The sequence below is a fragment of the Nonomuraea turcica genome (assembly GCF_030718205.1).
GTDB lineage: Bacteria > Actinomycetota > Actinomycetes > Streptosporangiales > Streptosporangiaceae > Nonomuraea.
In genome coordinates, this window is the sequence record NZ_JAUZQF010000020.1 from 99979 (window position 1) to 124183 (window position 24205).

The window sequence follows — 24205 nt, forward strand, 5'->3', positions numbered from 1 at the left end:
CTCAACTCTCATCCCTGGTGAAGTATCGGACGGCGCTGACGACGGCGACCACGATCACGGTCAGCACGACGGCCAGCGCGCTGGCGCCGCCGATGTCGCCTTCGTTGAAGGCCAGCCGGTAGACCAGCAGGCCGGGCACGTTGGTCTGACCCGCCGGGCCGCCGTTCGTCGTGACGAAGACCAGGTCGAAGCTGGCCAGAGCGGCGATCGTGGTGATGACGCCGGCGACGGTGATCTCCCGGCGTACCCCGGGCAGCGTGACGTGGCGGAACTGCCGGAACGACCCCGCGCCGTCGAGTTTGGCCGCCTCGTACAGGGAGGGGTCGATCTTCTGTGCGCCGGTCAGGAAGAGCATCATGCACAGCCCGCTCATCACCCAGGTGCCGATGAGCCCGAGCGCGACGAGCGCCAGTTGGTAGTCGCCCAGCCAGGCGCGGGTGATCGCGCCCAGTCCCACCAGGTCGAGGAACTGGTTGACGACGCCGGCGTCGCTGTAGAGCCACCGCCAGGTGATGCCGACGGCGACGAGCGGAAGCACCTGGGGGAGGAAGAAGACGACGCGGAAGAACGTCATCCCCCGGCGCACCTTCCCCATCAGCAGCGCCGTCATGAGCAGCCCGACGCCGATGGGGATGAACGAGAAGAAGATGATCAGCACGAGGCTGTGCAGGATGGCCTCGTACAGCGCCGAGTCCTGAAAAATCTCCACGTAATTGCCGAAGCCCGCCCAGGTGGCCGGCAGGATGCCGTCCCACGTCAGGAGGGACAGGCGCAGCGTGTTCAGCGCCGGCCAGATGGCGAATCCCAGGTAGACCGCGAGCGCGGGCAGCACGTAGAGCCAGCCGCGCGCTCCGCGCCGGCGCGGCGGGCGGGCGGGCGTGTGGGCCGCCCGCCCCCCGCCGCGTGCCTCGACGGCGCGCGGCGGAGAGACGGACGAGGTCAGCTCACGAGCCATGGTGGGCGTCCCACGACTCCTGCAGGGAGCGGAGGAAGGCATCGGGGGCCATCTTGTCGTTGATGAGGCCCTGGATACCGGGGGTCAGCTTGTCGATCATGCCGGGGGAGGCGAAGTCGGGGAACGGGACGATGCCGTTGTTCTGCGCCACCTGCGAGAAGATGGTCGCGATCTCGCCCCGCAGCCCCTCGGCCCCAAGATCGGCCTTGGTGTCGACCGGCATGAACCCGCCGTCGAACTCGATCTTGGCCGCTTCCGGCGAGCCCAGATAGTCGAGGAACGCCGCGGCGACGTTCGGGTTCTTGCTCTTCGCCGAGATGGCGTAGGCGACGCTCGCCCCGGAGGCGACGTTCGCCGGCTTGTCGGCCGATTCCGTGGGCATGAGGAAGAACCCGACGTCGTTCCCCATCTCGGTCTCCAGGGTGGAGGCGGCCCAGTTACCGGTGATCAGGAACGCGCTGCCGCCCTTGGCGAAGCTCGCCAGTGCGTCGGCGTCCGCGGTGGCGCTCGCCGAGCTGGAGATGTATCCCTTCTTCGCCCAGTCGGTCAGCATCTGGGTGGCCTTCAGTGCGGCGGGGTTCTCGATGGTCGAGCCCTGCTTGCCGTACACCCAGGACCGGTAGTCGGCGACGTCGCCGGTGACGTTGAGCAGCGCGTTCCACAGGTGGAAACCGCCGACCTGGAGCGCGCCGTTGCTCAGCGGCGTGTGGCCGGCGTCCTTGGCCTGCTTCATCGCGGCCTCGAACTCGGCCAGCGTCTTCGGCGCCTCCTTCACGATCTTCTTGTTGTAGAAGACGCCGAGCACGGAGAGCCCGCCGGGCACGGCGTACAGGCTGCCGGTGCCGAACTGCTTGGCCGACTTGTCCGAGCTCAGGACCTCGAGGCTGGCCGGCGGGAACTTCGTGTTCCAGCCGTACGCCTTGGACCACGGGCCCAGGTCCAGGATGAGGCCGGCCGGGACCAGGGAGTTCATCGCGCCTGGGTTGTACTGGGCGATGTCCGGCGCCGCGTCGGACGACATCGCGAGCTTGATGGACTTGATGTAGTCGTTGAACGGCGTCATCTGCGGCTTGATGGTGACGTTCGGGTGCTTCTTGGTGAAGCCGTCGATGAGCGCCTTGGTCGGCGGGTCGTTGGTATAGGCGAGAGTGAGCGTCACCGGGTCGCTGGGGATGGTCGTCGAGACGTCGACCTTCGGCGCGGGGTTGCCGGCCGTGCTGCTGGTGCCCGCGCAGGCCGTCAGGGCGAGTGTCGCCGTGACGCCCAGCGCCACGAGGGCGTGCCGCCGGGCTGGTGTCGTGATACGCATGACCTTTCTCCTCTGTCGGGGGGTGGTGGGGTCAGGTCCTCAACGGCCTTCGTGACGACCGGTTCTCACCAGGCCGAACCTGGTGCGCTCGATCTCCTCCAGCGAGTGCCGCAGCGCCCCGTGAACGACGGCGTCTTCGTGGAGCGTCGAGACCTCCAGTGCGGGCTGGTCCAGCGGCTCGCCGGACAGATGCCGCCGGAGCGCCTCCAGCAGCCTCTCGCCGCATCTGGCCAAGGGCCCGCCGATGACCACGAGCCGGGGGTTGAGAATGGCTCGGAGCACGGCGATGCCTTTGGCGAAACGGCGTGCCACCACGTCGATCGCCTCCAGAGCCGCAGGCCGGCCGTCGACGACGGCGTCCAGCACGGCCTCGAACGCGCGCTCTCCCGCGGCCTCGATCCGGGCGCGGAATTCACCGTCGCCGGCGCGTTCGGCCGCCGCGGTGGCCTGGCGCACGATCTCCTCGCCGCCCACCCGGTGCTCGAACGGGCCGAGGCCGTGGGGGTGGTGAGACTCGGCGGGGCCGCCGCCCGCCGCGTCGGTGAACAGGTCGAGGAAGCCGACGTCACCCGCATCGTTGGAGGCGCCACGGTAGAGCTCGCCGTTGAGCACGATCCCGGCGCCGACGCGTTCGCCCCAGTGAACCATCACCAGCGAGTCCTCACGCCGCTGCGCGCCTCGCCACCGCTCGCCCTGCGTCGCCAGCTTGACGTCGTTGTCCAGGTAGATCGGGCAGCCGAGCGTCTCCTGGAGCCGGCGCAGGAGGACGTCGCCGGTCAGCCCCGGCAGGCTCGGGATGAGCTTGATGATCCCGGACGCGGGGTCGACGATGCCCGGGGTGCCCGCCGAGGCGAACCAGAGATCGCCGGTCGTGAGGCCGGTCGCCCGCAGCGTCAGTGCCACCGTGGACAGCAGCGTCTCCACCGCGTGGACCCCGCCGGTGCCGGGGCCGAGCTGCACCGCGTCGGTCGCGATGACCGCCCCGGACAGATCCGCCACCGCCACGCGCACGTCCTGCGGGCTGATCGACAGCCCCAGCACGTGACCGGCCTCCGCGCGGAACCGCACCAGCTGCGCGGGCCGCCCCGCCCGGGTGGTGTCGCGGTCGATGGGGCCGAACTCGACGAGGCCCTCGTCTGCCAGGGCGTTGAGCGAACGGGTGACCGCCTGCCTGGACAACCCCACCGACTTGGCCAGCGCCGACACGCTCATGCTGGTCTCGGCCCGCAGCCTGCTCAGGATCGCGGCCGCGTTGACCTCCCGCATGAACTGCGTGCCCGCGGCGACCAGCTGCTCCATGTGCCTCTCCGAGCCCCTTCGACCGATGTCCCGGTACGCTAGCATATTAATTATGGATCGTACGGAACTAATTCGTCGAGGGGTGTGACCTGCGATGTTGTCCGGTGACGGCGAGCATGCGCCGCTGTGGGCGGACACCGTCCGCGGCCTCGCCCATCGTGTTCTGGGGCCGGTGGCGGAGTCGGCCCGGTTCACGAGCGCCGCTGCCCACGACGGTGCGGGGCGCGCGTACGCGTACGAGGCGAAGGGCGGCGTGCTCACCGTCGCCGCGACGGACGGAGTGAGCGCCTCCGTCGCGTTGCATCACTATCTCCGGGAGCATTGCGGCATGTCCGTGGGCTGGGACACGGTGCTGCCCCTGCGGCTGACGTCGTTCCCCGACGCCCCGCTCCGCCAGGGCTCGGCCCGGGTGCGGGAGGGCTATTACTTCAACTTCTGCACCTTCAGCTACACGATGCCTTACTGGGACTGGGCCGACTGGGAACGCGAGATCGACTGGATGGCCCTGCACGGCATCACCATGCCGCTGGCCATCACCGGCCACGAGGCCGCGCTGCACGCCGCCTACTCCCTTCTCGGCCTCGACGACGACCGGATCCGAAGCTTCCTGGGCGGGCCGGGCTACCTGCCGTTCCAGTTCATGGGCTGCCTGGACGACTTCGCGGGCCCGCTCCCCTCGTCCTGGATCGAGACTCGTCGCGAGCTCGGGGCACGCATCCTCGACCGTGAGCGGGCCTTCGGCATGACGCCTGTGCTCCCGGCCTTCACCGGACACGTTCCACGCGAGATCGCAGCGACGGCGCAGGCCGGTCGCCGCCAGTGGCAGGGATTCGAGACCTGGGCCCTCGACCCTGCCGACCCGCTGTACGAGCGCATCGGCGCCGAGCTCGCCCGCGCCCAGATCAAGCTCTTCGGCACCGACCACCTCTACGCCGCCGACCCGTTCATCGAGATGATCCCCATCGACGCCGACCCGTCCTTCCCCGGCGCCGTGGCGGCCGCGACGCTGGCCGGTCTGCGGGCCGCCGACCCGGACGCAGTGTGGCTCATGCAGGCCTGGCCGTTCTCCTACCAGCGGGACTTCTGGACCGAGGACCGCGTCACCACATTCCTCGACGCGATCCCGCACGACCGGATGCTCGTGGCCGACCTGTGGGCGGAGCACGATCCGCTGTGGGGCACCTTCGAGGGATTCTCCGGAAAGCCGTGGCTCTGGTGCGCGCTGCTCAACTTCGGCGGCCGCACCGATCCGGCCGCCGACCTGCGTGGTGTCCCGGCCGGGATCGACGCGGCCCTGGCGTCGCCGAGCCCGCCCGCCGGGCTCGGCCTGTCCATGGAAGCCACCCGCAACAACCCCGTCTTCTTCGAGCTGGTCGCCGACCAGATCTGGAACCGGGTTCCCGACCTCGACGCCTGGCTCGACGCCTTCGTCAGCGAGCGCTACAAGGGGCAGGGGACGCCCGAGCTGCGGGCAGCCTGGCGCGGTCTCCTGGACACCGTCTACGGCGCACAGGGCGTGCGGATCGCTCCCGACCAGTTCCAGGGCGTGCTCACCACCAATCCCTCCTACGAGCGGACACCCGAGGTGTCCCGTGCCCTCTGGTACCGGCCGGCCGTGCTGGCACAGGCCTGGGACAAGATGATCGAGGTGGCCGAGCACGACGGCGGCCTGCTGGACGGGCCGCTCGGGCACGACCTCATGGAGACCGGCATCGCCTACATGGCCAGAGTGGCCGACCGCCTCTGCCTCGACGTCGTGGAGTCGGCGGGCGACCCCGAGCGGGTCGCCCGGTTCCTCAAGGTCTTCGAGGACCTCGACCGGATGCTGGCCTGCCGCCCCGAATACACCTTCCAGCACTGGGAGGACAAGGCCGTGTCCTGGGCCGCCGGGCCGGCCGACCGCGAGGTCCTGCGGGACAACGCCCGCCGCATCATCACGGTGTGGGGCACCGCGGACAGCCCGCTCCTCGACGACTACGCGGGCCGGCACTGGGCGGGACTCGTCGGCGGCTACTACCGCGACCGCTGGGAGCTGTGGGCGCGGGGCCTGGCCCCCGCGCTCGCCGGCGATCCCGGCGCCGAGACGAAGCTGCGCGAACGGCTCCGCGAGCGGGCCGAGACCTTCCTGCGGGACGGCGCGGCCCCGGTGCGGCCCGGAGACCTGGCCACGCAGTCGCGCCGCCTGCACAGCACGTACGCGGGCACACTCGACGCAGCACACGAATGACGAGGAGCATGATGAGCCAGGCGGCACCGCCCACGGAACTCCGTAACCCCCGCACCGCCGACATCGACACCCTGGAGTCCGGCGACGTCCTCCGGCTGCTGCTGGAGGAGGACGCCCGCGCCGTCGAAGCGGCCCGCGCCGCCACCGGGCCGCTCGCCCTCGCGGTGGACGCGGCGCATCGGCGCCTGGCCGCGGGCGGTCGCGTCCACTACTTCGGCGCCGGCGCGTCGGGGCGGCTCGCCGTGCTGGACGCCACCGAGATCACGCCGACGTTCGGGGTGGCGCGCGAACTGTTCACGTCGCACTTCGCCGGCGGGGCCGCCGCGCTCACCGACTCCTCCATCGACCGTGAGGACGCCGAGTCGCTGGGAGAGGCCGACGCCCAGGCCCTCGGTCCCGGGGACGTGGCGGTGGGGATCACGGCGTCGGGTTCGACGAGATACGTCGCCGGCGCCCTGCGCGCGGCCGGGGCCGGGGGCGCCCTCACGGTGCTGATCACCTGCAACCCGGACGCGCCGCTGCGTGACCTGGCCGAGATCCTTGTCGTCGCCGACACCGGGCCGGAGGCGCTGACCGGGTCCACCCGGCTCAAAGCCGGCACGGCGACCAAGGTGATGCTGAACGCGTTCTCGACCGCCTTGATGATCAAGGCCGGGCGGACGTACGGGAACCTCATGGTCGGGCTGGTGGCCACCAACGCCAAGCTGGCCGAGCGTGCGGTGAGCCTGCTCATGGAGGCCACCGGCGCCGGCGCGGAGGCCTGCCGCAGCGCCCTCGCCGAGGCGGACGGGGCCATCCCGGAGGCGCTCGTACGGCTGCTCACCGGCTGCTCCGCCACCGAGGCCCGGGCGGCGCTCGGCGCGCACCAGGGCGTCAGGGCGGCCGTGGCCGCGCTCTCCCACCCGGCCGAGCGCAGGCGCTCCCACCCGGCCGAGCGCGGGCGGGCCCGGTGAGCCGGGCCGGATTCGCCGGCGTGGACGTCGGCGGCGGGGGAGTCAGGGCCCGGATCGAGACCGGAGGGGTGATCGCCTACGGGGAGGACTCGGCGCCGGTGCCACGCGACCAGGGCCGCGTCGACCTCGACCAGCTCGCCGCCCGGATCGCCACGGTCGTGGAGAACGCGACCCCGGCTAGGACCGCCGGGTTCGAGCACGCGACCCCCGCTCGGATCGCCGGGTTCGGGCAGGAGGCCGGGGCGCCGGGGCCGGACGCCCTGCCGGCTCTCGACCGGCTCGCCGTCATGGCGGTGGGGGTGACCGGGCTGCCCGGCCTGGTCAACGATCCCGGCACCTTGTGGCGGGCGCTGCGGGAGCGGCTCGCGCTGGGCACGCTCGTGGTCGCCGGTGACATGGTGACGACGCACGTGGGCGCGCTCGGTTTCCAGCCGGGGGTCGTCGTGGCCGCGGGCACCGGCGTCATCACGCTCGGCACCGACCTGAAAGACGTCTGGAACCAGGCCGACGGGTGGGGGCACCTGCTCGGCGACCACGGCGGCGGCGCCTGGGTCGGCGCGCAGGGCCTGCACGCCGCCCTGCGTGCCCACGACGGCCGGGCCGGCGGCTCGGCCGCCCTGCTCGAACGCATGACGGCCCGCTACGGCCACCCCCTCGACCTGGTGGCGCTCGTCTACGAGTCGGGCTCCGCGGCACACCACCTGGCGGCGTTCGCGCCGTGCGTTGGCGAGGCGGCCCGCGCCGGTGACGCCGTCGCCCGGCGGATCTGGACCGAGGCCGGCCGGCAGCTCGGCCAGACGGCCGTCGCCGCCGCGGCCGGTCTCGAACCGGTCTTCTCCTGGGGCGGCCGCCTCTTCGAGGCCGCGGACCTGCTCATGGAGCCGTTCCAGAGCACCGTGCGCGAGTCGCTGCCCGGCGCCCGCTTCACGCCGCCGCTCGGGACCTCGGCCGATGGCGCGCTCGCCCTGGCCAAGGCCGCCGCCGACGGCTCGGTCCGGCCACGCCACCCCTACCTGTACGTCTTCACTCGGACAGGCGCGCCAGACGCTCCACCGCTTCGCCGAACTCGCTGATCATGTCGTAGACCACCTCGCGGGCCGGTTTCACCTGGTCGAGCTGGCCCACGACCTGCCCCACGTAGTAGTTGACCAGGTCCACCGCCCCCGGCTCGCCCTTCTCCGCCGCCGCCCCGATGCGGGCCATCGCCCCCTCCGACAGCAGGATCTGCAGCGGCATCCCCAGCGGCCCCGGGCTCTCCGGCCCGGAGTCCCACTCCTCCGTCCAGGCCGACTTGAGCTGGCGGGCCGGCTTGCCCGTACGCGACCTGGACCTGACCGTGTCCAGCGACGACGCGGCCAGCATCTTGCGTTTGACGGCGGGCGCCGTCTCTGCCTCCTCCGTGGTCAGCCACACCGAGCCGCACCACACGCCGTCCGCGCCGAGCGCCATGGCCGCGGCCATCTGCCGCCCCGACGCGATCCCGCCGGCCGCCAGCACGGGCACGGGCGCGACCGCGTCCACCACCTGCGGCACCAGCACCATCGTGGCGATCTCACCGGTGTGCCCGCCCGCCTCGGTGCCCTGCGCGACGATGAGGTCCGCGCCGGCGGCCACCTGCCTGCGGGCGTGCTCCACCGTGCCGACCAGCGCGGCCACCGGCACGCCCGCCTGTCTGGCCTTCGCCACCATCTCCTCCGGGGGCGGGCCAAGGGCGCTGGCGATCAGCCCGATCGGGTGCTTCAACGCCACGTCGATCAGCCCCGTCGCCCCCGCCGCCGTGACCCGCCTGCCGAGCTCGTCCGCCACCGCCGTCAGGGGCTGCGCCGGCGCGCTCACGCCGTACTTGGCCAGCAGGTGCGTGACGAAGTCGCGGTGCCGGTCAGGGATGAAGTCCAGCAGGTGCGCGCGCCGGTCCAGCGCCGAGTCGTCGATCTTGCCGGGTACGAGCACGTCCACGCCGTACGGCCGGCCGCCGACCCGCTCGTCGATCCACGTCAGCTCGGTGTCGAGCTGCTCCGGTGAGTACGCGATCGCGCCCAGCACCCCGAACCCGCCCGCGTTCGTGACCGCCGCCACCACGTCCCGGCAGTGGCTGAAGGCGAACAGGGGGAACTCGATGCCCAGGCGCTCACAGATGGCGGTCCGCATGACACGACGCTAACGGTTAGAAGGATGTTCGGTCCATCCCCGGTTCGACGGCGCCGTTCGGGGCGTGCCAGCCCAGGTGCGGCGAGTAACCGCGCACCCGCTTGGCCGGCACCCCGGCGACCACGCTGTGGTCGGGGAAGATTCCGCGGACCACCGCCCCGCCCGCCACCACGCACTGGCGGCCCAGCGTGGTGCCCGGCAGGATGATCGCTCCCGCGCCCAGCCAGGAGCCCGAGCCGATCGAGACCGGGCTGTTGCGCGGCCACTGCCGGCCGATCGGCACGTCCGGGTCGTCGTAGACGTGGTTCTGGTCGGTGATGTAGACGTACGGGCCGGTGAAGACGTCCTCGCCGATGTCGATCGACTGGTGGGCCACGATGTGCGAGCCCCGGCCGATCGAGCAGCCGCGGCCGATCCGCAGGATCGAGTCCGGGCCGAGGTCCGGGCCCGGCATCATGCCGCACGAGAGCGACACGCGCTCGCCGATCAGCGTGTGGTCGCCGATCTCGATCCACTGCTCGCCGAAGATGGCGCCCGGGGGGAACGCGATGCTGACCCCGTCGCCCAACCGGCGGAACCGGTAACTGGCCGGAGAAGCCGGAGAGATCGCGCCCGCGCGGCGGATCGCCGTGTAGGTACGGTGAATCAGCGTGCCCACAGCCCGCCGTACTAATGCCATAGGGACCAAAGTTACCGCTAGGTCATGTCTGTTCGGGCATGTGAGGGGCGTTGTTTGATATCCTGAGAGCCCGTGGACACTTCGACCACACCTCGAGCCACGGGAGCCCCTTTGCGCAGCGCATCGCAAACCAAGCATCTGTTCGTCACCGGCGGTGTCGCCTCCAGTCTCGGCAAGGGGCTCACGGCATCCAGCCTCGGTCGCCTCCTCAAGGCACGCGGTCTCCGGGTCACCATGCAAAAGCTCGACCCGTACCTCAACGTCGACCCCGGGACCATGAACCCGTTCCAGCACGGCGAGGTGTTCGTCACCGACGACGGCGCCGAGACCGACCTCGACGTCGGCCACTACGAGCGGTTCCTCGACACCGACTTGCACGGGTCGGCCAACGTCACCACCGGCCAGATCTACTCCAACGTCATCGCCAAGGAGCGCCGGGGCGAATACCTGGGCGACACCGTGCAGGTCATCCCGCACATCACCAACGAGATCAAGGACCGCATCAGGGGCATGGCAGGTCCTGAGGTGGACGTGGTGATCACCGAGGTCGGCGGCACGGTCGGCGACATCGAGTCCCTGCCGTTCCTGGAGGCCGTCCGGCAGATCAGGCACGAGGTGGGGCGCGACAACGTGTTCTTCCTGCACGTGTCGCTGCTGCCGTACATCGGGCCGTCCGGGGAGCTCAAGACCAAGCCGACGCAGCACAGCGTGGCGGCGCTGCGCAGCATCGGCATCCAGCCGGACGCGATCGTGCTGCGGTCCGACCGGCCCGTGCAGACGGCGATCAAGCGCAAGATCAGCCTCATGTGCGACGTGGACGAGGACGCCGTGGTCTCCGCCGTGGACGCCGCCTCCATCTATGACATCCCGAAGGTGCTCCACTCCGAAGGGCTCGACGCGTACGTGGTGCGGCGGCTCGGCCTGCCGTTCCGTGACGTCGACTGGAAGGAGTGGGAAGAGCTCCTGCGCCGCGTGCACCGCCCGGCCAAGGAGGTCACGATCGCGCTGGTCGGGAAATACATCGACCTGCCCGACGCCTATCTGTCGGTGACCGAGGCGCTGCGGGCCGGCGGGTTCGCCAACGACGCGCGGATCAACATCCGCTGGGTCAAGAGCGATGACTGCGAGACTCCCGACGGCGCCGAGCGCGAACTCGACGGCGTGGACGGCGTGCTCATCCCCGGCGGGTTCGGCGTGCGCGGCATCGAGGGCAAGATCGGCGCCATCCGCCACGCCCGCGAGAACAAGATCCCGCTGCTCGGCATCTGCCTGGGCATGCAGGGCATGGTCATCGAGGCCGCCCGCAACATGGCCGGCATCGAGGGCGCCAACTCCGCCGAGTTCGACCCCGACACCAAGCACGCGGTCATCTCCACCATGGCCGACCAGGAGGACGTCGTCGCGGGCGAGCGCGACATGGGCGGCACCATGCGCCTCGGCATCTACACCGCCAAGCTCGGCGAGGGCACGCTCGCCCGGCAGCTCTACGGCGGCAAGGCCAAGGCCGACGAGCGGCACCGTCACCGCTACGAGGTCAACAACACCTACCGGGAGCAGTTGGAGAAGGTCGGCCTGGTGTTCTCCGGCGTGTCGCCCGACGGCCGCCTGGTCGAATACACCGAGCTGCCCGTCGACATCCACCCGTTCTTCATCGGCACTCAGGCACACCCCGAGTTCCGCTCCCGCCCCACCCGCGCCAACCCGATGTTCAAGGGCCTCATCGGCGCCGCCCTGATCTACGCCGACGGCCGCGTCGGCGCTAGGGTCGGCCAGTGAAAATCACCAGAGCGGCGAGCCTGGGGCGGAGAGCGGTAGCTTGCGTGACCAGCGGAGCCCCCGAGGGAGCGCGACCATGAGTGCAGACATGCCTGAGGCATGGGAGGTCGTCGAGACGAAGGAACGGTTCGAGGGCCGCGTCATCCGCGTGGTCACCGACACCGTCAAGATGCCCCGCGACGAGGTCGCCGACCGCGACTACGTGGTGCATCCCGGCGCGGTCGCCGTGCTGGCCCTCGACGACCGCGGCCGCGTGCTCATGATCAGGCAGTATCGGCATCCCACCCGGCAGCTGATGTGGGAGCTGCCGGCCGGGATCCGGGACGTGGAAGGGGAAGCACTGGTCGAAGGGGCGGCTCGGGAGCTCGCCGAGGAGGCCGGATACCGGGCCGGGACCTGGCAGACGCTCATCGACCTGCGCACCTCGCCCGGCATGAGCGACGAGCGCATCCGGGTCTTCCTCGCCCGTGACCTGTCCAAGATCCCCGACGAGGAGAACGGCTTCGTCCACCGGCACGAGGAAATCGACATGCCGGTCGAATGGATCCCCCTGGCCGACGCGGTGGAGAAGGCGCTCATGGGAATGATCCACAATTCCCCGGCCGTGGCCGGTATCCTCGCCGCATATGCGGCTTCGGTTGAGGGATTCGATTGCTTGCGTCCCGCCGACGCCCCGGAGGCGTGACGGAAGGACCGGTTCGTGGAGGCAGTGCTCTCCAGCTACCTCGCCCATCTGGCGGTGGAGCGGGGCCTGGCCGCCAACACGCTCGCGTCCTACCGCCGTGACCTGCGCCGCTACTTCGAGCACCTGCAGGCGCGTGGCCGCGCCGAGCTCGACGAGGTGGGGGAGGCCGATGTCCAGGCCTTCCTCGCCGCGTTGCGCGAGGGCGACGGCGAGCACCCGGCGCTGGTCGCCAGCTCGGCCGCCCGCGCCGTGTCCGCCGTGCGCGGGCTGCACCGTTTCGCCCTCCGTGAAGGCGTCACCGCCCACGACCCCGCCCACCAGGTGCGCCCGCCGCGCCAGCTCCGCAGGCTCCCCAAGGCCATCGCCGTGGACGAGGTCGAACGGCTCATCGCCGCCTCCGGCCCCGACGGAGCACCCCTGACGCTGCGCAACCGCGCCCTGCTCGAAGTCCTGTACGGCACCGGCGCCCGCATCTCCGAAGCCGTCGGGCTGGCCGTGGACGACCTCGAAGACGACCAGGTACGCCTGCGCGGCAAGGGTGGCCGTACACGTGTCGTGCCTTTGGGGCGTTATGCCCACTCCGCCCTGGACGCGTACGTGGTGCGTGCCCGGCCCGGACTGCTCGCCCACGGACGGGGCACCCCCGCCGTCTTCCTGAACGCCCGGGGCGGGCGTCTGACCAGGCAGGGAGCCTGGGAGGTGCTCCAGACAGCCGCCGAACGCGCCGGACTCGACGGGATAAGTCCCCACGTTCTCCGGCATTCCTTCGCAACTCATCTGTTGGACGGCGGGGCTGACGTTAGGGTGGTGCAGGAGCTGCTCGGCCACGCCTCGGTGACGACCACGCAGGTCTACACCCTGGTCACGGTCGATAGGCTCCGCGAGGTCTATGCCGCCGCGCATCCTCGCGCCCGTCAGTGATCTATAGTCTTTTGCGACGTGCGGCGCCCTCGGCGTGCCGCCTTGCCGCGTTAAGTGGTGACGCCATAGTGTCCGTCCGGACGGTCCGGTTCGGGATCGTCAGGGAGGTTCGAGCTGGTGACTGTGACGACCAAGGGTTCAACCCCGGGGACCCCCGACAACCCCTGGGGCGGCACGAAAAGCAACGCGCCTTCCAATGGCGTCAATCTCGGGCCCACGCAGCGGCCCAGACCGGTGTTCCCAGAACCGGTGCCCCCTGCCGTGCACGGCCCCGCGCGCGTGGTCGCGATGGTCAATCAGAAGGGTGGGGTCGGCAAGACCACGACCACCATCAATCTGGGCGCCGCGCTGGTCGAATACGGCCTCAAGGTGCTGCTGGTCGACTTCGACCCGCAGGGCGCGCTCTCCGTCGGGCTGGGCATCAACCCGCTCCAGCTCGACCTGACCGTCTACAACCTGCTCATGGAGCGCAACGTCACCGCTGAGGACGTGCTGCTCGGGACCGGTGTCGAGGGGCTCGACCTGCTGCCGAGCAACATCGACCTGTCCGCCGCCGAAGTGCAGCTCGTCACCGAGGTGGCCCGCGAGCAGGTGCTCGGCCGCGTGATCAAGCCGCTGCTGCCGCACTACGACGTGTGCCTCATCGACTGCCAGCCGTCTCTGGGCCTGCTCACGATCAACGCGCTGACCTGCGCCCACGGCGTCATGGTGCCGCTGGAGTGCGAGTTCTTCGCGCTGCGCGGCGTGGCGCTGCTCATGGACACCATTTCCAAGGTCCAGGAGCGCCTCAACGAGGACCTCGAGATCGAGGGCCTGCTCGCCACCATGTACGACGCCCGCACCCTGCACGGGCGCGAGGTGCTCGCCCGCACGGTGGAGGCGTTCGGCGACAAGGTGTTCCACACCGTGATCAACCGTACGGTGCGGTTCCCCGACGCGACCGTGGCCGGCGAGCCGATCACCACGTTCGACCCGTCGTCCCTCGGCGCCAACGCTTACCGTGAGCTGGCCCGTGAGGTGCTGTCACGCTGGCCGGAGCCTGCGACAATGTCCAGGTGACCACCGCTGAGCAGAGCGAACCTCGGGGTTTCCAGGTCCACCTGGACGTCTTCGAGGGACCTTTCGATCTGCTCCTCGGCCTCATCGCCAAGCACAAGCTGGACATCACCGAGGTCTCACTCTCCAAGGTCACCGACGAGTTCATCGCGTACATCCGTTCGCGCGGGCCCGAGTGGGACCTCGACCAGACCAGCCACTTCCTACTGGTGGCGGCCACGCTGCTGGATCTGAAGGCGGCCCGGCTGCTGCCCTCCGGCGAGGTGGAGGACGAGGAGGACCTGGCGCTGCTGGAGGCCAGGGACCTGCTGTTCGCCCGGTTGCTGCAGTACAAGGCGTACAAAGAGGTGGCGAAGATCTTCGCGGGGCGGATGGCGGAGGAGGCGCTGCGTTTCCCACGCACCGTGCCGATGGAGCCGCAGTTCGCCAACCTGCTGCCCGAGCTGGTGCTGGGCATCGGGCCCGAGCAACTCGCCAAGATCGCAGCGCGCGCCTTTACCCCCAAGCTGCCGCCCACCGTGAGTGTCGGGCACATTTACCAGCCCCTGGCGAGCGTCAAGGAGCAGGCCGCGCTCCTGGTCATGCACCTGCGCCGGCTGCGGCGGACCACCTTCCGTGCGCTGGTGTCCGACTGCGAGGGCACCTACGAGGTCATCGCGCGGTTCCTGGCGGTTCTGGAGCTGTTCCGGGAGTCGGCGGTCACGTTCGAGCAGGTCGAGCCGCTCGGGGACCTGCACGTGACCTGGACGGGCTCCGACGACGGGGACGTCGCGGTGGGGGACGACTACGAAGAATCCGCGGAGAAGCCAACGTAATGACTGACAACCCCAACCCGCTGCCCACCCCCCGCCGGTCCCCGGACTCCGGACCCCCGCTCCCCGCCTGGATGAGCTTGCCCGGCTCCCTCGCCCAGTCGCCGCCGCCGGCGGCGGAGGACACCACGTCCGAGGACACGCCCGCTGCGGCGCCCGATGCGGCGCCGGCGGATGTGCCGATTGCGCCGGCCGATGCGGCGCTGGCGGATGTGCCTTTTGCGAACGCCGATGCGCGGCTGGCGGATGTGCCGATTGCGGCGCCGGCGGACGTGCCGGTTGCGGAGCCCGATGCGGCGCTGGCCGACGCACCGGTTGCGGAGCCCGACGCGGCGTCGGCGGACGTGCGGGTTGCGCCGGCCGATGCCGCGCTAGCGGACATGGCTGCGGCGTCGGGGGCGGTGCCGGGTTCGGGCATCGTGCCGGACGCTGGTGCGCCGGCCGACCCGCCGCCGGTGGTGGAGACGTCGGACGCTCCGGCCCCCGAGGCGGCTGCCGGCCCTGCGCTTACGTCCCCGGAGGCGGCGTTTAGCGGCGCCGGGTCGGCGGGGCGTGGTGCTGTGGACTTCGGCGCGACGCGTGCGGCGGAGGACGTGGATGCCGGCAAGATCGCCGAGCCGGGGGACGGCTCTTCGGCCGCTGAGGCGGAGGCCGGCCCATCGGCTGTGGCCGCTGGGCCCGGGTTCTCCGGCGCCGGGTCGGCGGGGCGTGGTGCGGTGGAGTTCGGCGCGACGCGTGCGGCGGGGGATGCCGGCTTCGATGCGGGCGGGACGCCAGAGGATGACGTAACCGGAGCGCCGGAGGACGACATAACCGAGGCGGAGGACGGTAGCGCTGGGGGCCCGACGCTGCAGGCGGCGTTGGAGGCTATCCTGGTTGTCGTTGACGAGCCTGTCGCTGAGGTGACCCTGGCGCAGGTGCTGGAGCGGCCCACCCATGAGGTGGCCGCGGCCTTGCGGGGGTTGGCGGCGGAATATACCGCTGCCGGACGGGGTTTTGACCTGAGAGAAGTGGCGGGCGGCTGGCGGTTCTACACGCGGGCCGACTGCGCGCCGCTGGTCGAGCGGTTCGTACGCGACGGCCAGCAAACGCGGCTGACCCAGGCCGCGCTCGAAACACTCGCGGTCGTGGCCTACCGGCAACCGGTGAGCCGTGCCCGCGTCGCCGCCGTGCGCGGCGTCAACAGCGACGGCGTCATGCGGACGCTCGTCGCCAGGGGGCTGGTCGAAGAGGCCGGCACCGACCCGGAGAGCCAGGCAGTGCTCTACCGGACAAGCTCATACTTCCTTGAACGTCTGGGACTGCGGGATCTCAGCGAGCTCCCCGAGCTCGCCCCTCTCCTCCCCGACGACGTGGAAAATCTCGAGGAGACAACAAAGTGATCAACAGGCGAAGCACCCCGTCCGGTGATGGACGCGGTCGTGGACGTACCGGCGGCTCGGGCCGTAGTGCCGGCCGCGGCGGACGTCCCGCCTTCCGCTCCGACCGTGATGACGTCCAGAGCGGTTCCCGTGACTCCCTCCGCGCCGACCGCTCCGGGACCCGCGCCCGGTACGGCACCTCCGGCGAGCGTGAGGACCGATCCCCACGTGACGACCGAAACGGACCTGACGCTCGCGAGGATCGTTACGGCTCGCGTGGTGACCGCGACTCTTGGTCCCGCGGAGATCGAGGCGACCGGCCTGCGCGCGGAGACCGCGACGAGCGTTCCCGCGGCGACCGGGATGGTAACCGTTCCGATCGCCGTGACGAGCGTGGTGGCGGCTATGGCGCTGGTGCCCAGCGTCGTGACGAGCGTGGCGGCGGCTATGGCGCCGGTGCCCAGCGTCGTGACGAGCGTGGCGGCTATGGTGCCGGCCGTCGTGATGACCGTGGTGGCTACGGTGCCCAGCGTCGCGACGAGCGTGGTGGCGGCTATGGCGCCGGTGCCCAGCGTCGTGATGACCGTGGTGGCTATGGCGCCCAGCGTCGCGACGAGCGTGGTGGCGGCTATGGCGCCGGTGCCCAGCGTCGTGACGAGCGTGGCGGCTATGGCGCCCAGCGTCGCGATGACCGTGGCGGCTATGGCGCCGAGCGCCGTGATGACCGCGGTGCCCATGCTGCCGAGCGTCGTGACGAGCGTGGTGGCTATGGCGCCCAGCGTCGTGATGACCGTGGTGGCTACGGTGCCGGCCGTCGTGATGACCGTGGCGGCTATGGTGCCGGCCGGCGTGACGAGCGTGGCGCCGACCGGGGCGCGTTCCGGGCCGACCGGAGCGGGCGCAGGGAGACCGAGCGTCCGTCGCGCGGCGGACGAGAGGATCTCGCCCCCCGGGGCGCGTCCTCGAGCCGCGCCCGTTACGGCAGGCGGGACGGCGACGCCCCCCGCGATGCCCGTACCGGCCGCGCCCCCAGGCGCGACGACGTGCAGACCGTGGGCAAGAGCTACGGCAGCCCGCAGCGGGACCGGATCAAGGCGGCCCGCCAGCCCATCCGGGACCGAAACTTCTACCCCGAGGGCTACACCGACGAGCGCGACACCACCGAGGTGCCGGACGGCGTACGGCTGCAGAAGGTGCTCGCGCAGGCCGGCGTGGCCAGCCGCAGGGCCTGCGAGGAGATGATCGGCGAGGGCCGCGTCACCGTGAACGGCCAGGTCGTACGGCGCTTCGGCGCCAAGGTCGACCCCGCGACCCAGGTCATCCACGTGGACGGCAAGCGCATCCCCACCGCCCCCGACCTGGTCTACTACGCCATGAACAAGCCCATCGGCGTCGTGTCCACCATGGACGACCCGCAGGGCCGCCCGTGCCTGGCGGACTTCGTGCAGGAGCTGGCCCCGCGGTTGTTCCACGTGGGCAGGCTGGACACCGAGACCGAGGGTCTGCTGCTGCTCACCAACGACGGCGAGCTGGCCAACCGGTTGACGCACCCCAGCTACGGCGTGCAGAAGAAATACTGGGCCAAGGTGCCCGGGCCGATCCCCAGGGACCTGGGGCGCCGGCTCAGGCAGGGCATCGAGCTGGAGGACGGCATCGCGAAGGCCGACGACTTCAGCATCGTGCAGGAGCACGGCCAGCAGGCGCTGGTCGAGGTCGTGCTGCACGAAGGGCGCAATCACGTCGTCAGGCGCATGCTGGAGGAGGCCGGGCACCGCGTGATCGACCTGGCAAGGATCGAGTTCGGGCCGGTGAAGCTGGGCCGTACCAAGCCTGGGACCGTACGCGCGCTGAGCTTGAAAGAGGTCGGCGAACTGTACGCGGCCGTGAAGCTGTAATCTGACCGGAACGCAGGAGCCCGTGCGAACCTCCGCACGGGCTCTCTCGCTCAGAGAAGGGGACAAACCAGATGGTGCGGGCGATCCGCGGGGCGATTCAGGTGGACGCCAACGATCGTGACTCGATCGTCGAGGGCACGACCGAGCTGGTCAGCGCGATCATGGAGCGCAATGAGCTGACCACCGACGATGTGATCAGCGTGCTGTTCACGGCGACGCCCGACCTGACGGCCGAGTTCCCCGCACTGGCGGCGCGGAAGCTGGGCTTCCACGACGTGCCGCTGATCTGCTGCACCGAGATCGACGTGCCGGGCGCGCTGCCTCGCGTGGTACGTCTGATGGCGCACGTCGAGACCGACCGCCCCCGGGCCGAGATCCAGCATGTCTACCTGCGCGGCGCCGTGGCGCTCCGGCAGGACATCGCACAGTAAGCCGCCGGCAAGCACCACCAGAGACACTCACCTCACCCCAACGGCCCGACATATCAGGACACCGAGATGGAACTTCGTACCGTGCTCGTCGTGGGCACCGGTCTGATCGGCACCTCCGCGGCGCTGGCGCTGCGCAAGCGCGGCGTACGCGTCCTGATCGCCGACCGCGACCAGGGAGCCGTACGGCTGGCACGGGAGCTCGGCGCGGGTGAGGAATGGGACGGCCACGAGACGGTGGATCTGGCGGTCATCGCCGTGCCCCCGGCCCACGTGGCGAGCGAGTTGCTGGAGCTGCAGCAGCACGGCGTGGCCAGGTTCTACACCGACGTCGCCAGTGTGAAGGTCGAGCCCATCGACCGGGCCACGCAGCTGGGCTGCGACCTGGCGACCTACGTCGCCTCCCACCCACTGGCCGGCCGCGAGAAGTCCGGTCCCGGCGCCGCGCGGGACGATCTGTTCCTGGGCCGTCCGTGGGCGCTGTGCCCCACGGAGAAGGCCGGCGCCGACGCGAAGGCGGCCGTGCTGCGGCTGATCGAGCTGTGCGGGGCCAACCCGGTCGAGGTCAACGCCGACGACCACGACCGCGCGGTCGCCGTCGTCTCCCACGCGCCGCACGTGGCCTCCTCCGCCGTGGCCGCGCGGCTGGCCGACGCCACGGATGTCGCGCTCGGCCTGGCCGGGCAGGGCGTACGCGACGTCACCAGGATCGCCGGCAGCGATCCAGGGTTGTGGATCGGCATCCTGTCCGGCAACGCCACTCCCGTCGCCGAGGTGCTCGAGGCCGTCGCGCACGACCTGGCCGAGGCCGCGAGTGCGCTGCGTGCCCTGGCCGAGGGTGACGGCACCGCCACCGGTGAGCTGACCCAGCTGCTCAAGCGCGGCGTCGCCGGGCACGACCGCATTCCGGGCAAGCACGGTGGCCCGGCCTCCGCCTACGCCGTCGTCCAGGTCGTCATCGGCGACCGGCCCGGCCAGCTCGCCCGGCTGTTCCAGGTGTGCGACGAGGTGGGGGTCAACGTCGAGGACGTGCGCCTGGAACACGCGCCCGGGCTGCCCCTGGGCGTCGCTGAGCTGTCCGTGCAGCCCGGCGCCGCCATACCGCTCACCGACGCCCTGCGCGAACGCGGCTGGCACGTCCCCTAGGCAGGTCGTCCCCTAGGCAGGTTCCGCAAGGCGAGCCGCGATGTCACATCCGAGTCTCCTCGATACGTCCCTGGTTTGAATCGAGGAGGTAAGGAAGATGACTGACATTCTTGTTCTGGGCGGCGGTTACACCGGCATCGCGGCGGCCATCCGGGTCGCCGTCAGGACCCGCCGCATCGGCGGCACGGTCACGCTGGTGAACGCCTCGGCGCGGTTCACCGAACGGCTCCGGCTGCATCAGACGGCGGCCGGTGAGAAGCTGGCGGACCATTCACTGAAAGACCTGCTCGCGGGCACCGGCATCCGGTTCGTGCAGGGCCGGGTGGCGGGGCTCGACGTCGGACGGCGCGAGGCACGGCTCGACGACGGGCGCGTGCTCGGCTACGACAAGCTGATCTACGCGCTCGGCACCGTCACCGACGCCTCGGTGCCCGGCGTGGCCGAGCACGCCCACGTCTACGACGACTACGCGGGCACCAAGCAGTTCGCCGAGCGCCTCGCGGCACTCGATGGCGGAACGGCGGTCGTGGCCGGCGGCGGGCTCACCGGCATCGAGTCGGCCACCGAGCTGGCCGAGGCGCATCCGGATCTGCACGTCGTCCTGGTCACGCGGGGCCGACCGGGCGCCATGATGGGCGAGAAGGCCCGCGCCTACCTGGACGCGGCGCTGGAACGGCTCGGCGTCGAGGTACGCGCCGGCGTCGACGTCGCCAAGGTCCTGCCCGACGCGGTCGAGCTGGCCGGCGGCGAGTTGATCCACTCCGACGCCACGCTCTGGACCACCGGGACCAGCGGGCTGCCGGTGGCCGCGGAGTCCGGGCTCACCGTCGACAAGCGCGGCAGGATCGTCGTGGACTCCGCGCTCCGCTCGGTGTCCCACCCGGACGTCTACGCCGTCGGCGACGCCGCCGCCGTCACCCAGCCTTTCGGGGTGATGCACGGCACCTGCCAGGGCGGCATCCCGACCGGGCTGCACGCGGCCGACTCCCTGGCCGCCACGCTGCGCGGCAAGACGCCCAAGCCGTTCAGGTTCGGGTACATCCATCAGCCCGTCAGCCTCGGGCGTAAGGACGGAGTCATCCAGTTCACCCGGCCGGACGACAGCCCGCGCCGGTGGTTCCTGACCGGGCGGGCGGCGGTCGTCTACAAGGAAACGGTGTCCAGCAGCCCGATCCCGACGTTCAAGCTGCTCAAGCGTGGTCTGGCGCCCGTCTGGATGTTCGCGCTGACGGCCGGGCTCGCATGATCGGACAAAGCGCGGCGGACGAGCCGGTGATCTCGCCCGCCGCGCCCCCACGTCACTTCTTGGTCACCGCCTGACTGACGGCGTTCGGGCCGTCGTACTGGCGGTCTGGCATATTCTCCAGGGCCTTGACGATGTCGTCGCCCGCGCCGTGGTCGCGGGCGGCCTTGACCAGATCGGCCTTGCTGGCGGGATAGCCCATGCCGCTCAGGTGTTTCTGCAGGTCGATCGGATTCGGTGCACTACTCATGGGTGCCGGCTGCCCGTCATTCATGAGACGTAACGACGGGCCCGCTGATCACCCGTCATCCCGTTCCAGCCTGCGGCGGGCTCGTTCCACCGCGACGGGGAGTTCGCGTCGCGCGGCCAGCGCGCGGGGGAAGCGCCGCACTGCCGTACGCAGCCCCTCCCAGCCGGCGGGGCCGGCGCGCAGCGCGTCGAACGAACGCCGGGCCACCACGCGCCACGGCCGCCGCAGGACGGCGGTCAGCACGGCGTTGCGCGCGGCCAGCGCCTGCCTCCCGCGCCGATCCCGAGCGGGCGACGGGTGATGGTGCGCCACGACGTCGTCCACGTACGCCAGCCCCCACCCCCGCGCCGCCAGGTCCACGGCCAGCCGCTCCTCCTCGCCGAAGAAGAAGATCACGTCATCGAACCCACCCGCGTCGAGGAACGCCTCCCCGCGCACCACCGCCCCGCACGCCAGGAACCCCAGCACGCTCGGCCCCGGCAGGTCGGGCTCCATGCCGAGCGGCGAGCGTCCCATCAGCTCCGATACAGGATCCAGCCGCTCCTGCGGCCCCACCAGCACGCGCGCCCCCAGCATGGCCAGCCGCGGATGAGCGTCCAGCACGTCGGCGGCCCGCTCCAGCGCGCCGGGCGCCCACCAGGAGTCGTCGTCGGCGAAGGCCACGTACGGGGTCTCGGCCAGCCGCACGCCGACGTTGCGCGCGGGCGCCCCCAGGTTCGTGCCCGCCTCGACGAGGTGGACGTCGGGGAAGTGCTTGCGAACGAACGCCGCCGTCCCGTCGGTCGAGCCGTTGTCGATGAGGATCACCGGGCGCGGGTGCAAGGGAAGTGAGCGGGCCAGCGACCGCAACCTGTCCTTGCTGGCCACCACGACCGTGACCCGCGCTCCATCTGCCACACGAGGTCACTTACCGGGAAGAACGCGCTTACTCCTCGGCGGGGCGGTTGACACGTGGGCGGAGCAGGCATATAAAGATCGGTAACAGCGTTACCGAGCAGAAACGGTGTTACCGACTATGACGAGCACTGCATACCAGCAGGCGCAGCAGGAAGGGCAGGACGTCGTCCGGGCAGCCATCCTCGACGCCGCCACGCGCCTGCTTGTCACCGAGGGCCCGGCGGCGCTGACCGTGCGGCGCATCGCCGGCGAGGTCGGCTGCTCCACGAAGGTGATCTACACGCTGTTCGGCGGTAAGGACGGCCTCGGCGAGACGTTGTGGCTGGAGGGGTTCGCCAGGTTCGAGCGGCGGCTGCTCGCCGTGTCCGCCCTGGATGACCCGCTGGCCTGCCTGCATGCCGGGCTCGAGGCCTACCGGGACTACGCGCTGGCCGAGCCTGACTACTACAGGGTCATGTTCCAGGGCGCTCTTCCCGGGCTGCAGCCGGGGCCCGAGGCCGTGGCGACGGCCAAGCGCACGTTCGAGCTGCTCGTCCGCCGCGTCCAGGACTGCCTGGAGCCGGGACTGCTGCGCGGCGGCACCGCCGAGGAGATCGCCGACCTGCTGTGGATGGCGGTCCACGGCGCGGTGAGCCTGGAGATCTCCGGCTTCTTCCACGAGCCTGAGGCGACGCGGCGCTACCGGGCGCTGTGTTCCTCGGTGCTCTCGCCCTTCCTGCTTCCTTCCGACCTTCCTCCCGACGAGAGGACCACACCATGACCACCACACCGTTCAGGGGCGGCTTCACGCCCGTGACCGAGGAGATCACGGCCTTCGACCTGGAGGTCACCGGGTGCATCCCGGACGAGCTCAACGGCCGTTACCTGCGTAACGGCCCCAACCCGCTCAGCCTCGACGACCCGAGCGCGAGCCATCTGTTCATCGGCGAGGGCATGGTGCACGGCGTGCGGCTGCGCGACGGCCGCGCCGAGTGGTACCGCAACCGCTGGGTCCGCAACGCCGCCGTCGCCCGGCGGCTCGGCGAGGAGCCCCGGCCGGGTCCCACGCACGAAGGCATGGACTTCGCGGCCAACACGCACGTCATCGGGCTGGCTGGGCGCACGTTCGCGACCGTCGAGGCGGGGGCGCTGCCGTACGAGCTGAGCTATGAGCTCGACACCATCGGCGCGTGCGACTTCGACGGCGGCCTGCCCGGCGGGTACGCCGCCCACACCCACGCCGACCCGGCCACCGGCGAGCTGCACGCCATGGCCTACTTCTTCGGCTGGGACCACCACCAGCACATCGTGATCGACGCCAAGGGCGCCGTCACGCAGGTCAGGGACATCCCGATCGCGGACGCGCCGATGCTGCACGACTTCGCCCTCACCGAGCGATACGTCGTGATCTACGACCTGCCGGTCACGTTCAGCATGGCCCACGCCGAGAAGGGCGTCCCGCTGCCGTACGCGTGGAACGACGCACACGGCGCCAGGGTCGGCCTGATGTCCCGCACCACTGGCGAGGTGCGCTGGGTCGAGGTGGAGCCATGCTGGGTGTTCCACACGCTCAACGCCTACGACGACGGCGAAGAGGTGGTCGTGGACCTGGTGCGCTACCCCAAGCGGTTCGTGGACGCGCGGCTCGACCTGGGCGGCACGCCCACGCTGGACCGGTGGCGGATCGACCCGCGCGCGGGCAAGGTCGTCCAGACGCGGCTGGACGACCGGGCGCAGGAGTTCCCGCGCATGGACGAGCGGCTCACCGGCCGCGCCTACCGCTACGGCTACACCGCGGCCACCCGCGACCTGACCGACGTGGTCTACCCGGCGGACACCGAGCTGGAAGACCTGCCCGACGAGGCCTTCGACAACACGCTCATCAAGCACGACCTGGATCACGGCACGCAGGAAAAGCGGCAATTCGGGCGCGGCGCGTACGTGGGGGAGCCGGTCTTCGTCGCCTCCGGCCAGGCCGAGGACGACGGCTACGTGCTCTCCTACGTCAACAACCCGGCCAGGGGAGCGGCCGACCTGGTGATCCTTTCCGCGCAGGACTTCACCGGCGAGCCGGTCGCCACCGTGCACCTGCCGGCCCGGGTGCCGCTCGGCTTCCACGGGAGCTGGATCGCCGACTGAGCTGGAGACGGTACCCTCGTCAAGTTGGACGGAAAACGTGAAGAGGG

23 protein-coding genes are annotated in these 24205 nt (G+C 71.0%); 15 read left to right on the forward strand and 8 right to left on the reverse strand.

Going from position 1 to position 24205, the window contains the following annotated elements; translation table 11 throughout:
- Position 1: 1 nt before the first annotated feature.
- Genes Q9G87_RS41510 through Q9G87_RS41520 form a run of 3 tightly spaced genes read right to left on the reverse strand, consistent with a single transcriptional unit; the run spans position 2 to position 3563 of the window.
- Positions 2-955: a carbohydrate ABC transporter permease gene (locus tag Q9G87_RS41510; protein ID WP_305922090.1), complete on the reverse strand. Its 954-nt coding sequence runs from the start codon at positions 953-955 to the stop codon at positions 2-4.
- Positions 945-2264 (reverse strand): ABC transporter substrate-binding protein, encoded by a 1320-nt coding sequence (locus Q9G87_RS41515; protein ID WP_305922091.1) that lies wholly within the window; start codon positions 2262-2264, stop codon positions 945-947. The genes Q9G87_RS41510 and Q9G87_RS41515 overlap by 11 nt, the downstream gene beginning before the upstream one ends.
- A gap of 39 nt (positions 2265-2303) precedes the next feature.
- Complete coding sequence (locus Q9G87_RS41520; protein WP_305922092.1) at positions 2304-3563, reverse strand: ROK family transcriptional regulator; 1260 nt, start codon at positions 3561-3563, stop codon at positions 2304-2306.
- Positions 3564-3657: 94 nt separating this feature from the next.
- On the opposite strand from Q9G87_RS41520, the gene Q9G87_RS41525 reads away from it, so the two are divergent.
- The 3 genes from Q9G87_RS41525 to Q9G87_RS41535 are packed head-to-tail and all read left to right on the forward strand — an operon-like array spanning position 3658 to position 7816.
- On the forward strand, positions 3658-5790 hold the full coding sequence (locus Q9G87_RS41525) for an alpha-N-acetylglucosaminidase (RefSeq protein ID WP_305922093.1): 2133 nt from the start codon (positions 3658-3660) through the stop codon (positions 5788-5790).
- The gene (locus Q9G87_RS41530) at positions 5787-6743 is read left to right on the forward strand and encodes an N-acetylmuramic acid 6-phosphate etherase (RefSeq protein ID WP_305922094.1); all 957 of its coding nucleotides are present in this window, start codon (positions 5787-5789) and stop codon (positions 6741-6743) included. The genes Q9G87_RS41525 and Q9G87_RS41530 overlap by 4 nt, the downstream gene beginning before the upstream one ends.
- Positions 6740-7816: a BadF/BadG/BcrA/BcrD ATPase family protein gene (locus Q9G87_RS41535; RefSeq protein ID WP_305922095.1), complete on the forward strand. Its 1077-nt coding sequence runs from the start codon at positions 6740-6742 to the stop codon at positions 7814-7816. Before Q9G87_RS41530 ends, Q9G87_RS41535 begins: the two co-directional genes overlap by 4 nt.
- On the opposite strand, the gene Q9G87_RS41540 is transcribed toward Q9G87_RS41535, so the two are convergent.
- Both Q9G87_RS41540 and Q9G87_RS41545 read right to left on the reverse strand, forming a co-directional pair.
- On the reverse strand, positions 7767-8891 hold the full coding sequence (locus tag Q9G87_RS41540) for an NAD(P)H-dependent flavin oxidoreductase (RefSeq protein ID WP_305922096.1): 1125 nt from the start codon (positions 8889-8891) through the stop codon (positions 7767-7769). The genes Q9G87_RS41535 and Q9G87_RS41540 overlap by 50 nt on opposite strands.
- 16 nt (positions 8892-8907) lie before the next feature.
- Positions 8908-9570, reverse strand: coding sequence for an acyltransferase (locus Q9G87_RS41545; protein ID WP_305922097.1), 663 nt, complete (start codon positions 9568-9570; stop codon positions 8908-8910).
- Positions 9571-9681: 111 nt separating this feature from the next.
- On the opposite strand from Q9G87_RS41545, the gene Q9G87_RS41550 reads away from it, so the two are divergent.
- From Q9G87_RS41550 to scpB, 6 genes are all read left to right on the forward strand, one after another.
- A complete protein-coding gene (locus tag Q9G87_RS41550) occupies positions 9682-11346 on the forward strand; it encodes a CTP synthase (RefSeq protein WP_305922098.1) in 1665 nt (554 codons plus the stop codon).
- Positions 11347-11422: 76 nt separating this feature from the next.
- Positions 11423-12031 (forward strand): NUDIX domain-containing protein, encoded by a 609-nt coding sequence (locus tag Q9G87_RS41555; protein WP_305922099.1) that lies wholly within the window; start codon positions 11423-11425, stop codon positions 12029-12031.
- 15 nt (positions 12032-12046) lie between these two features.
- Positions 12047-12952: a site-specific tyrosine recombinase XerD gene (locus Q9G87_RS41560; RefSeq protein WP_305922100.1), complete on the forward strand. Its 906-nt coding sequence runs from the start codon at positions 12047-12049 to the stop codon at positions 12950-12952.
- A 123-nt stretch (positions 12953-13075) separates the two neighbouring features.
- Positions 13076-14011 carry a ParA family protein gene (locus Q9G87_RS41565; RefSeq protein ID WP_371825908.1) on the forward strand — a complete coding sequence of 312 codons (936 nt, stop codon included), beginning with the start codon at positions 13076-13078 and terminating at the stop codon, positions 14009-14011.
- A complete protein-coding gene (locus Q9G87_RS41570; RefSeq protein WP_305922102.1) occupies positions 14008-14823 on the forward strand; it encodes a segregation and condensation protein A in 816 nt (271 codons plus the stop codon). The genes Q9G87_RS41565 and Q9G87_RS41570 overlap by 4 nt, the downstream gene beginning before the upstream one ends.
- 806 nt (positions 14824-15629) lie before the next feature.
- On the forward strand, positions 15630-16202 hold the full coding sequence (gene scpB / locus Q9G87_RS41575) for an SMC-Scp complex subunit ScpB (RefSeq protein ID WP_305922235.1): 573 nt from the start codon (positions 15630-15632) through the stop codon (positions 16200-16202).
- Here the strand turns inward: scpB and Q9G87_RS41580 are convergent.
- Entirely contained in the window at positions 16085-16918 is an 834-nt protein-coding gene (locus tag Q9G87_RS41580) for a hypothetical protein (protein WP_305922103.1), read from the reverse strand. The two genes, scpB and Q9G87_RS41580, sit on opposite strands and share 118 nt — an antisense overlap.
- Positions 16919-17224: 306 nt before the next feature.
- Here Q9G87_RS41580 and Q9G87_RS41585 point away from each other — a divergent pair, with 306 nt between their 5' ends.
- The 4 genes from Q9G87_RS41585 (at position 17225) to Q9G87_RS41600 (ending at position 20896) form a co-directional block, all read left to right on the forward strand.
- Positions 17225-18076: a pseudouridine synthase gene (locus tag Q9G87_RS41585; protein ID WP_305922104.1), complete on the forward strand. Its 852-nt coding sequence runs from the start codon at positions 17225-17227 to the stop codon at positions 18074-18076.
- Positions 18077-18147: 71 nt separating this feature from the next.
- On the forward strand, positions 18148-18507 hold the full coding sequence (gene aroH, locus Q9G87_RS41590) for a chorismate mutase (RefSeq protein WP_305922105.1): 360 nt from the start codon (positions 18148-18150) through the stop codon (positions 18505-18507).
- Between the two features lie 66 nt (positions 18508-18573).
- On the forward strand, positions 18574-19650 hold the full coding sequence (locus Q9G87_RS41595) for a prephenate dehydrogenase (RefSeq protein WP_305922106.1): 1077 nt from the start codon (positions 18574-18576) through the stop codon (positions 19648-19650).
- Positions 19651-19747: 97 nt separating this feature from the next.
- Complete coding sequence (locus Q9G87_RS41600) at positions 19748-20896, forward strand: NAD(P)/FAD-dependent oxidoreductase (RefSeq protein ID WP_305922107.1); 1149 nt, start codon at positions 19748-19750, stop codon at positions 20894-20896.
- Positions 20897-20948: 52 nt separating this feature from the next.
- On the opposite strand, the gene Q9G87_RS41605 is transcribed toward Q9G87_RS41600, so the two are convergent.
- Together Q9G87_RS41605 and Q9G87_RS41610 are read right to left on the reverse strand one after the other, a co-directional pair.
- Positions 20949-21167: a DUF2795 domain-containing protein gene (locus Q9G87_RS41605; protein ID WP_305922108.1), complete on the reverse strand. Its 219-nt coding sequence runs from the start codon at positions 21165-21167 to the stop codon at positions 20949-20951.
- Positions 21168-21191: 24 nt separating this feature from the next.
- On the reverse strand, positions 21192-22040 hold the full coding sequence (locus Q9G87_RS41610) for a glycosyltransferase family 2 protein (RefSeq protein ID WP_305922109.1): 849 nt from the start codon (positions 22038-22040) through the stop codon (positions 21192-21194).
- 118 nt (positions 22041-22158) lie between these two features.
- Here Q9G87_RS41610 and Q9G87_RS41615 point away from each other — a divergent pair, with 118 nt between their 5' ends.
- Together Q9G87_RS41615 and Q9G87_RS41620 are read left to right on the forward strand one after the other, a co-directional pair.
- On the forward strand, positions 22159-22800 hold the full coding sequence (locus Q9G87_RS41615; RefSeq protein WP_305922110.1) for a TetR/AcrR family transcriptional regulator: 642 nt from the start codon (positions 22159-22161) through the stop codon (positions 22798-22800).
- Positions 22797-24158, forward strand: coding sequence for a carotenoid oxygenase family protein (locus Q9G87_RS41620; RefSeq protein WP_305922111.1), 1362 nt, complete (start codon positions 22797-22799; stop codon positions 24156-24158). Before Q9G87_RS41615 ends, Q9G87_RS41620 begins: the two co-directional genes overlap by 4 nt.
- Positions 24159-24205: the final 47 nt, after the last annotated feature.

What these genes read in the sequence shown, in the direction of transcription:
- Q9G87_RS41510 (WP_305922090.1), bottom strand. Translation starts at nt 955, where the DNA reads ATGGCTCGTGAGCTGACCTCGTCCGTCTCTCCGCCGCGCGCCGTCGAG.
- Q9G87_RS41515 (WP_305922091.1), bottom strand. Translation starts at nt 2,264, where the DNA reads ATGCGTATCACGACACCAGCCCGGCGGCACGCCCTCGTGGCGCTGGGC.
- Q9G87_RS41520 (WP_305922092.1), bottom strand. Translation starts at nt 3,563, where the DNA reads ATGGAGCAGCTGGTCGCCGCGGGCACGCAGTTCATGCGGGAGGTCAAC.
- Q9G87_RS41525 (WP_305922093.1), top strand. Translation starts at nt 3,658, where the DNA reads ATGTTGTCCGGTGACGGCGAGCATGCGCCGCTGTGGGCGGACACCGTC.
- Q9G87_RS41530 (WP_305922094.1), top strand. Translation starts at nt 5,787, where the DNA reads ATGACGAGGAGCATGATGAGCCAGGCGGCACCGCCCACGGAACTCCGT.
- Q9G87_RS41540 (WP_305922096.1), bottom strand. Translation starts at nt 8,891, where the DNA reads ATGCGGACCGCCATCTGTGAGCGCCTGGGCATCGAGTTCCCCCTGTTC.
- Q9G87_RS41545 (WP_305922097.1), bottom strand. Translation starts at nt 9,570, where the DNA reads ATGGCATTAGTACGGCGGGCTGTGGGCACGCTGATTCACCGTACCTAC.
- Q9G87_RS41555 (WP_305922099.1), top strand. Translation starts at nt 11,423, where the DNA reads ATGAGTGCAGACATGCCTGAGGCATGGGAGGTCGTCGAGACGAAGGAA.
- Q9G87_RS41580 (WP_305922103.1), bottom strand. Translation starts at nt 16,918, where the DNA reads ATGGGCACCGCGGTCATCACGGCGCTCGGCGCCATAGCCGCCACGGTC.
- aroH (WP_305922105.1), top strand. Translation starts at nt 18,148, where the DNA reads ATGGTGCGGGCGATCCGCGGGGCGATTCAGGTGGACGCCAACGATCGT.
- Q9G87_RS41595 (WP_305922106.1), top strand. Translation starts at nt 18,574, where the DNA reads ATGGAACTTCGTACCGTGCTCGTCGTGGGCACCGGTCTGATCGGCACC.
- Q9G87_RS41600 (WP_305922107.1), top strand. Translation starts at nt 19,748, where the DNA reads ATGACTGACATTCTTGTTCTGGGCGGCGGTTACACCGGCATCGCGGCG.
- Q9G87_RS41605 (WP_305922108.1), bottom strand. Translation starts at nt 21,167, where the DNA reads ATGAATGACGGGCAGCCGGCACCCATGAGTAGTGCACCGAATCCGATC.
- Q9G87_RS41615 (WP_305922110.1), top strand. Translation starts at nt 22,159, where the DNA reads ATGACGAGCACTGCATACCAGCAGGCGCAGCAGGAAGGGCAGGACGTC.
- Q9G87_RS41620 (WP_305922111.1), top strand. Translation starts at nt 22,797, where the DNA reads ATGACCACCACACCGTTCAGGGGCGGCTTCACGCCCGTGACCGAGGAG.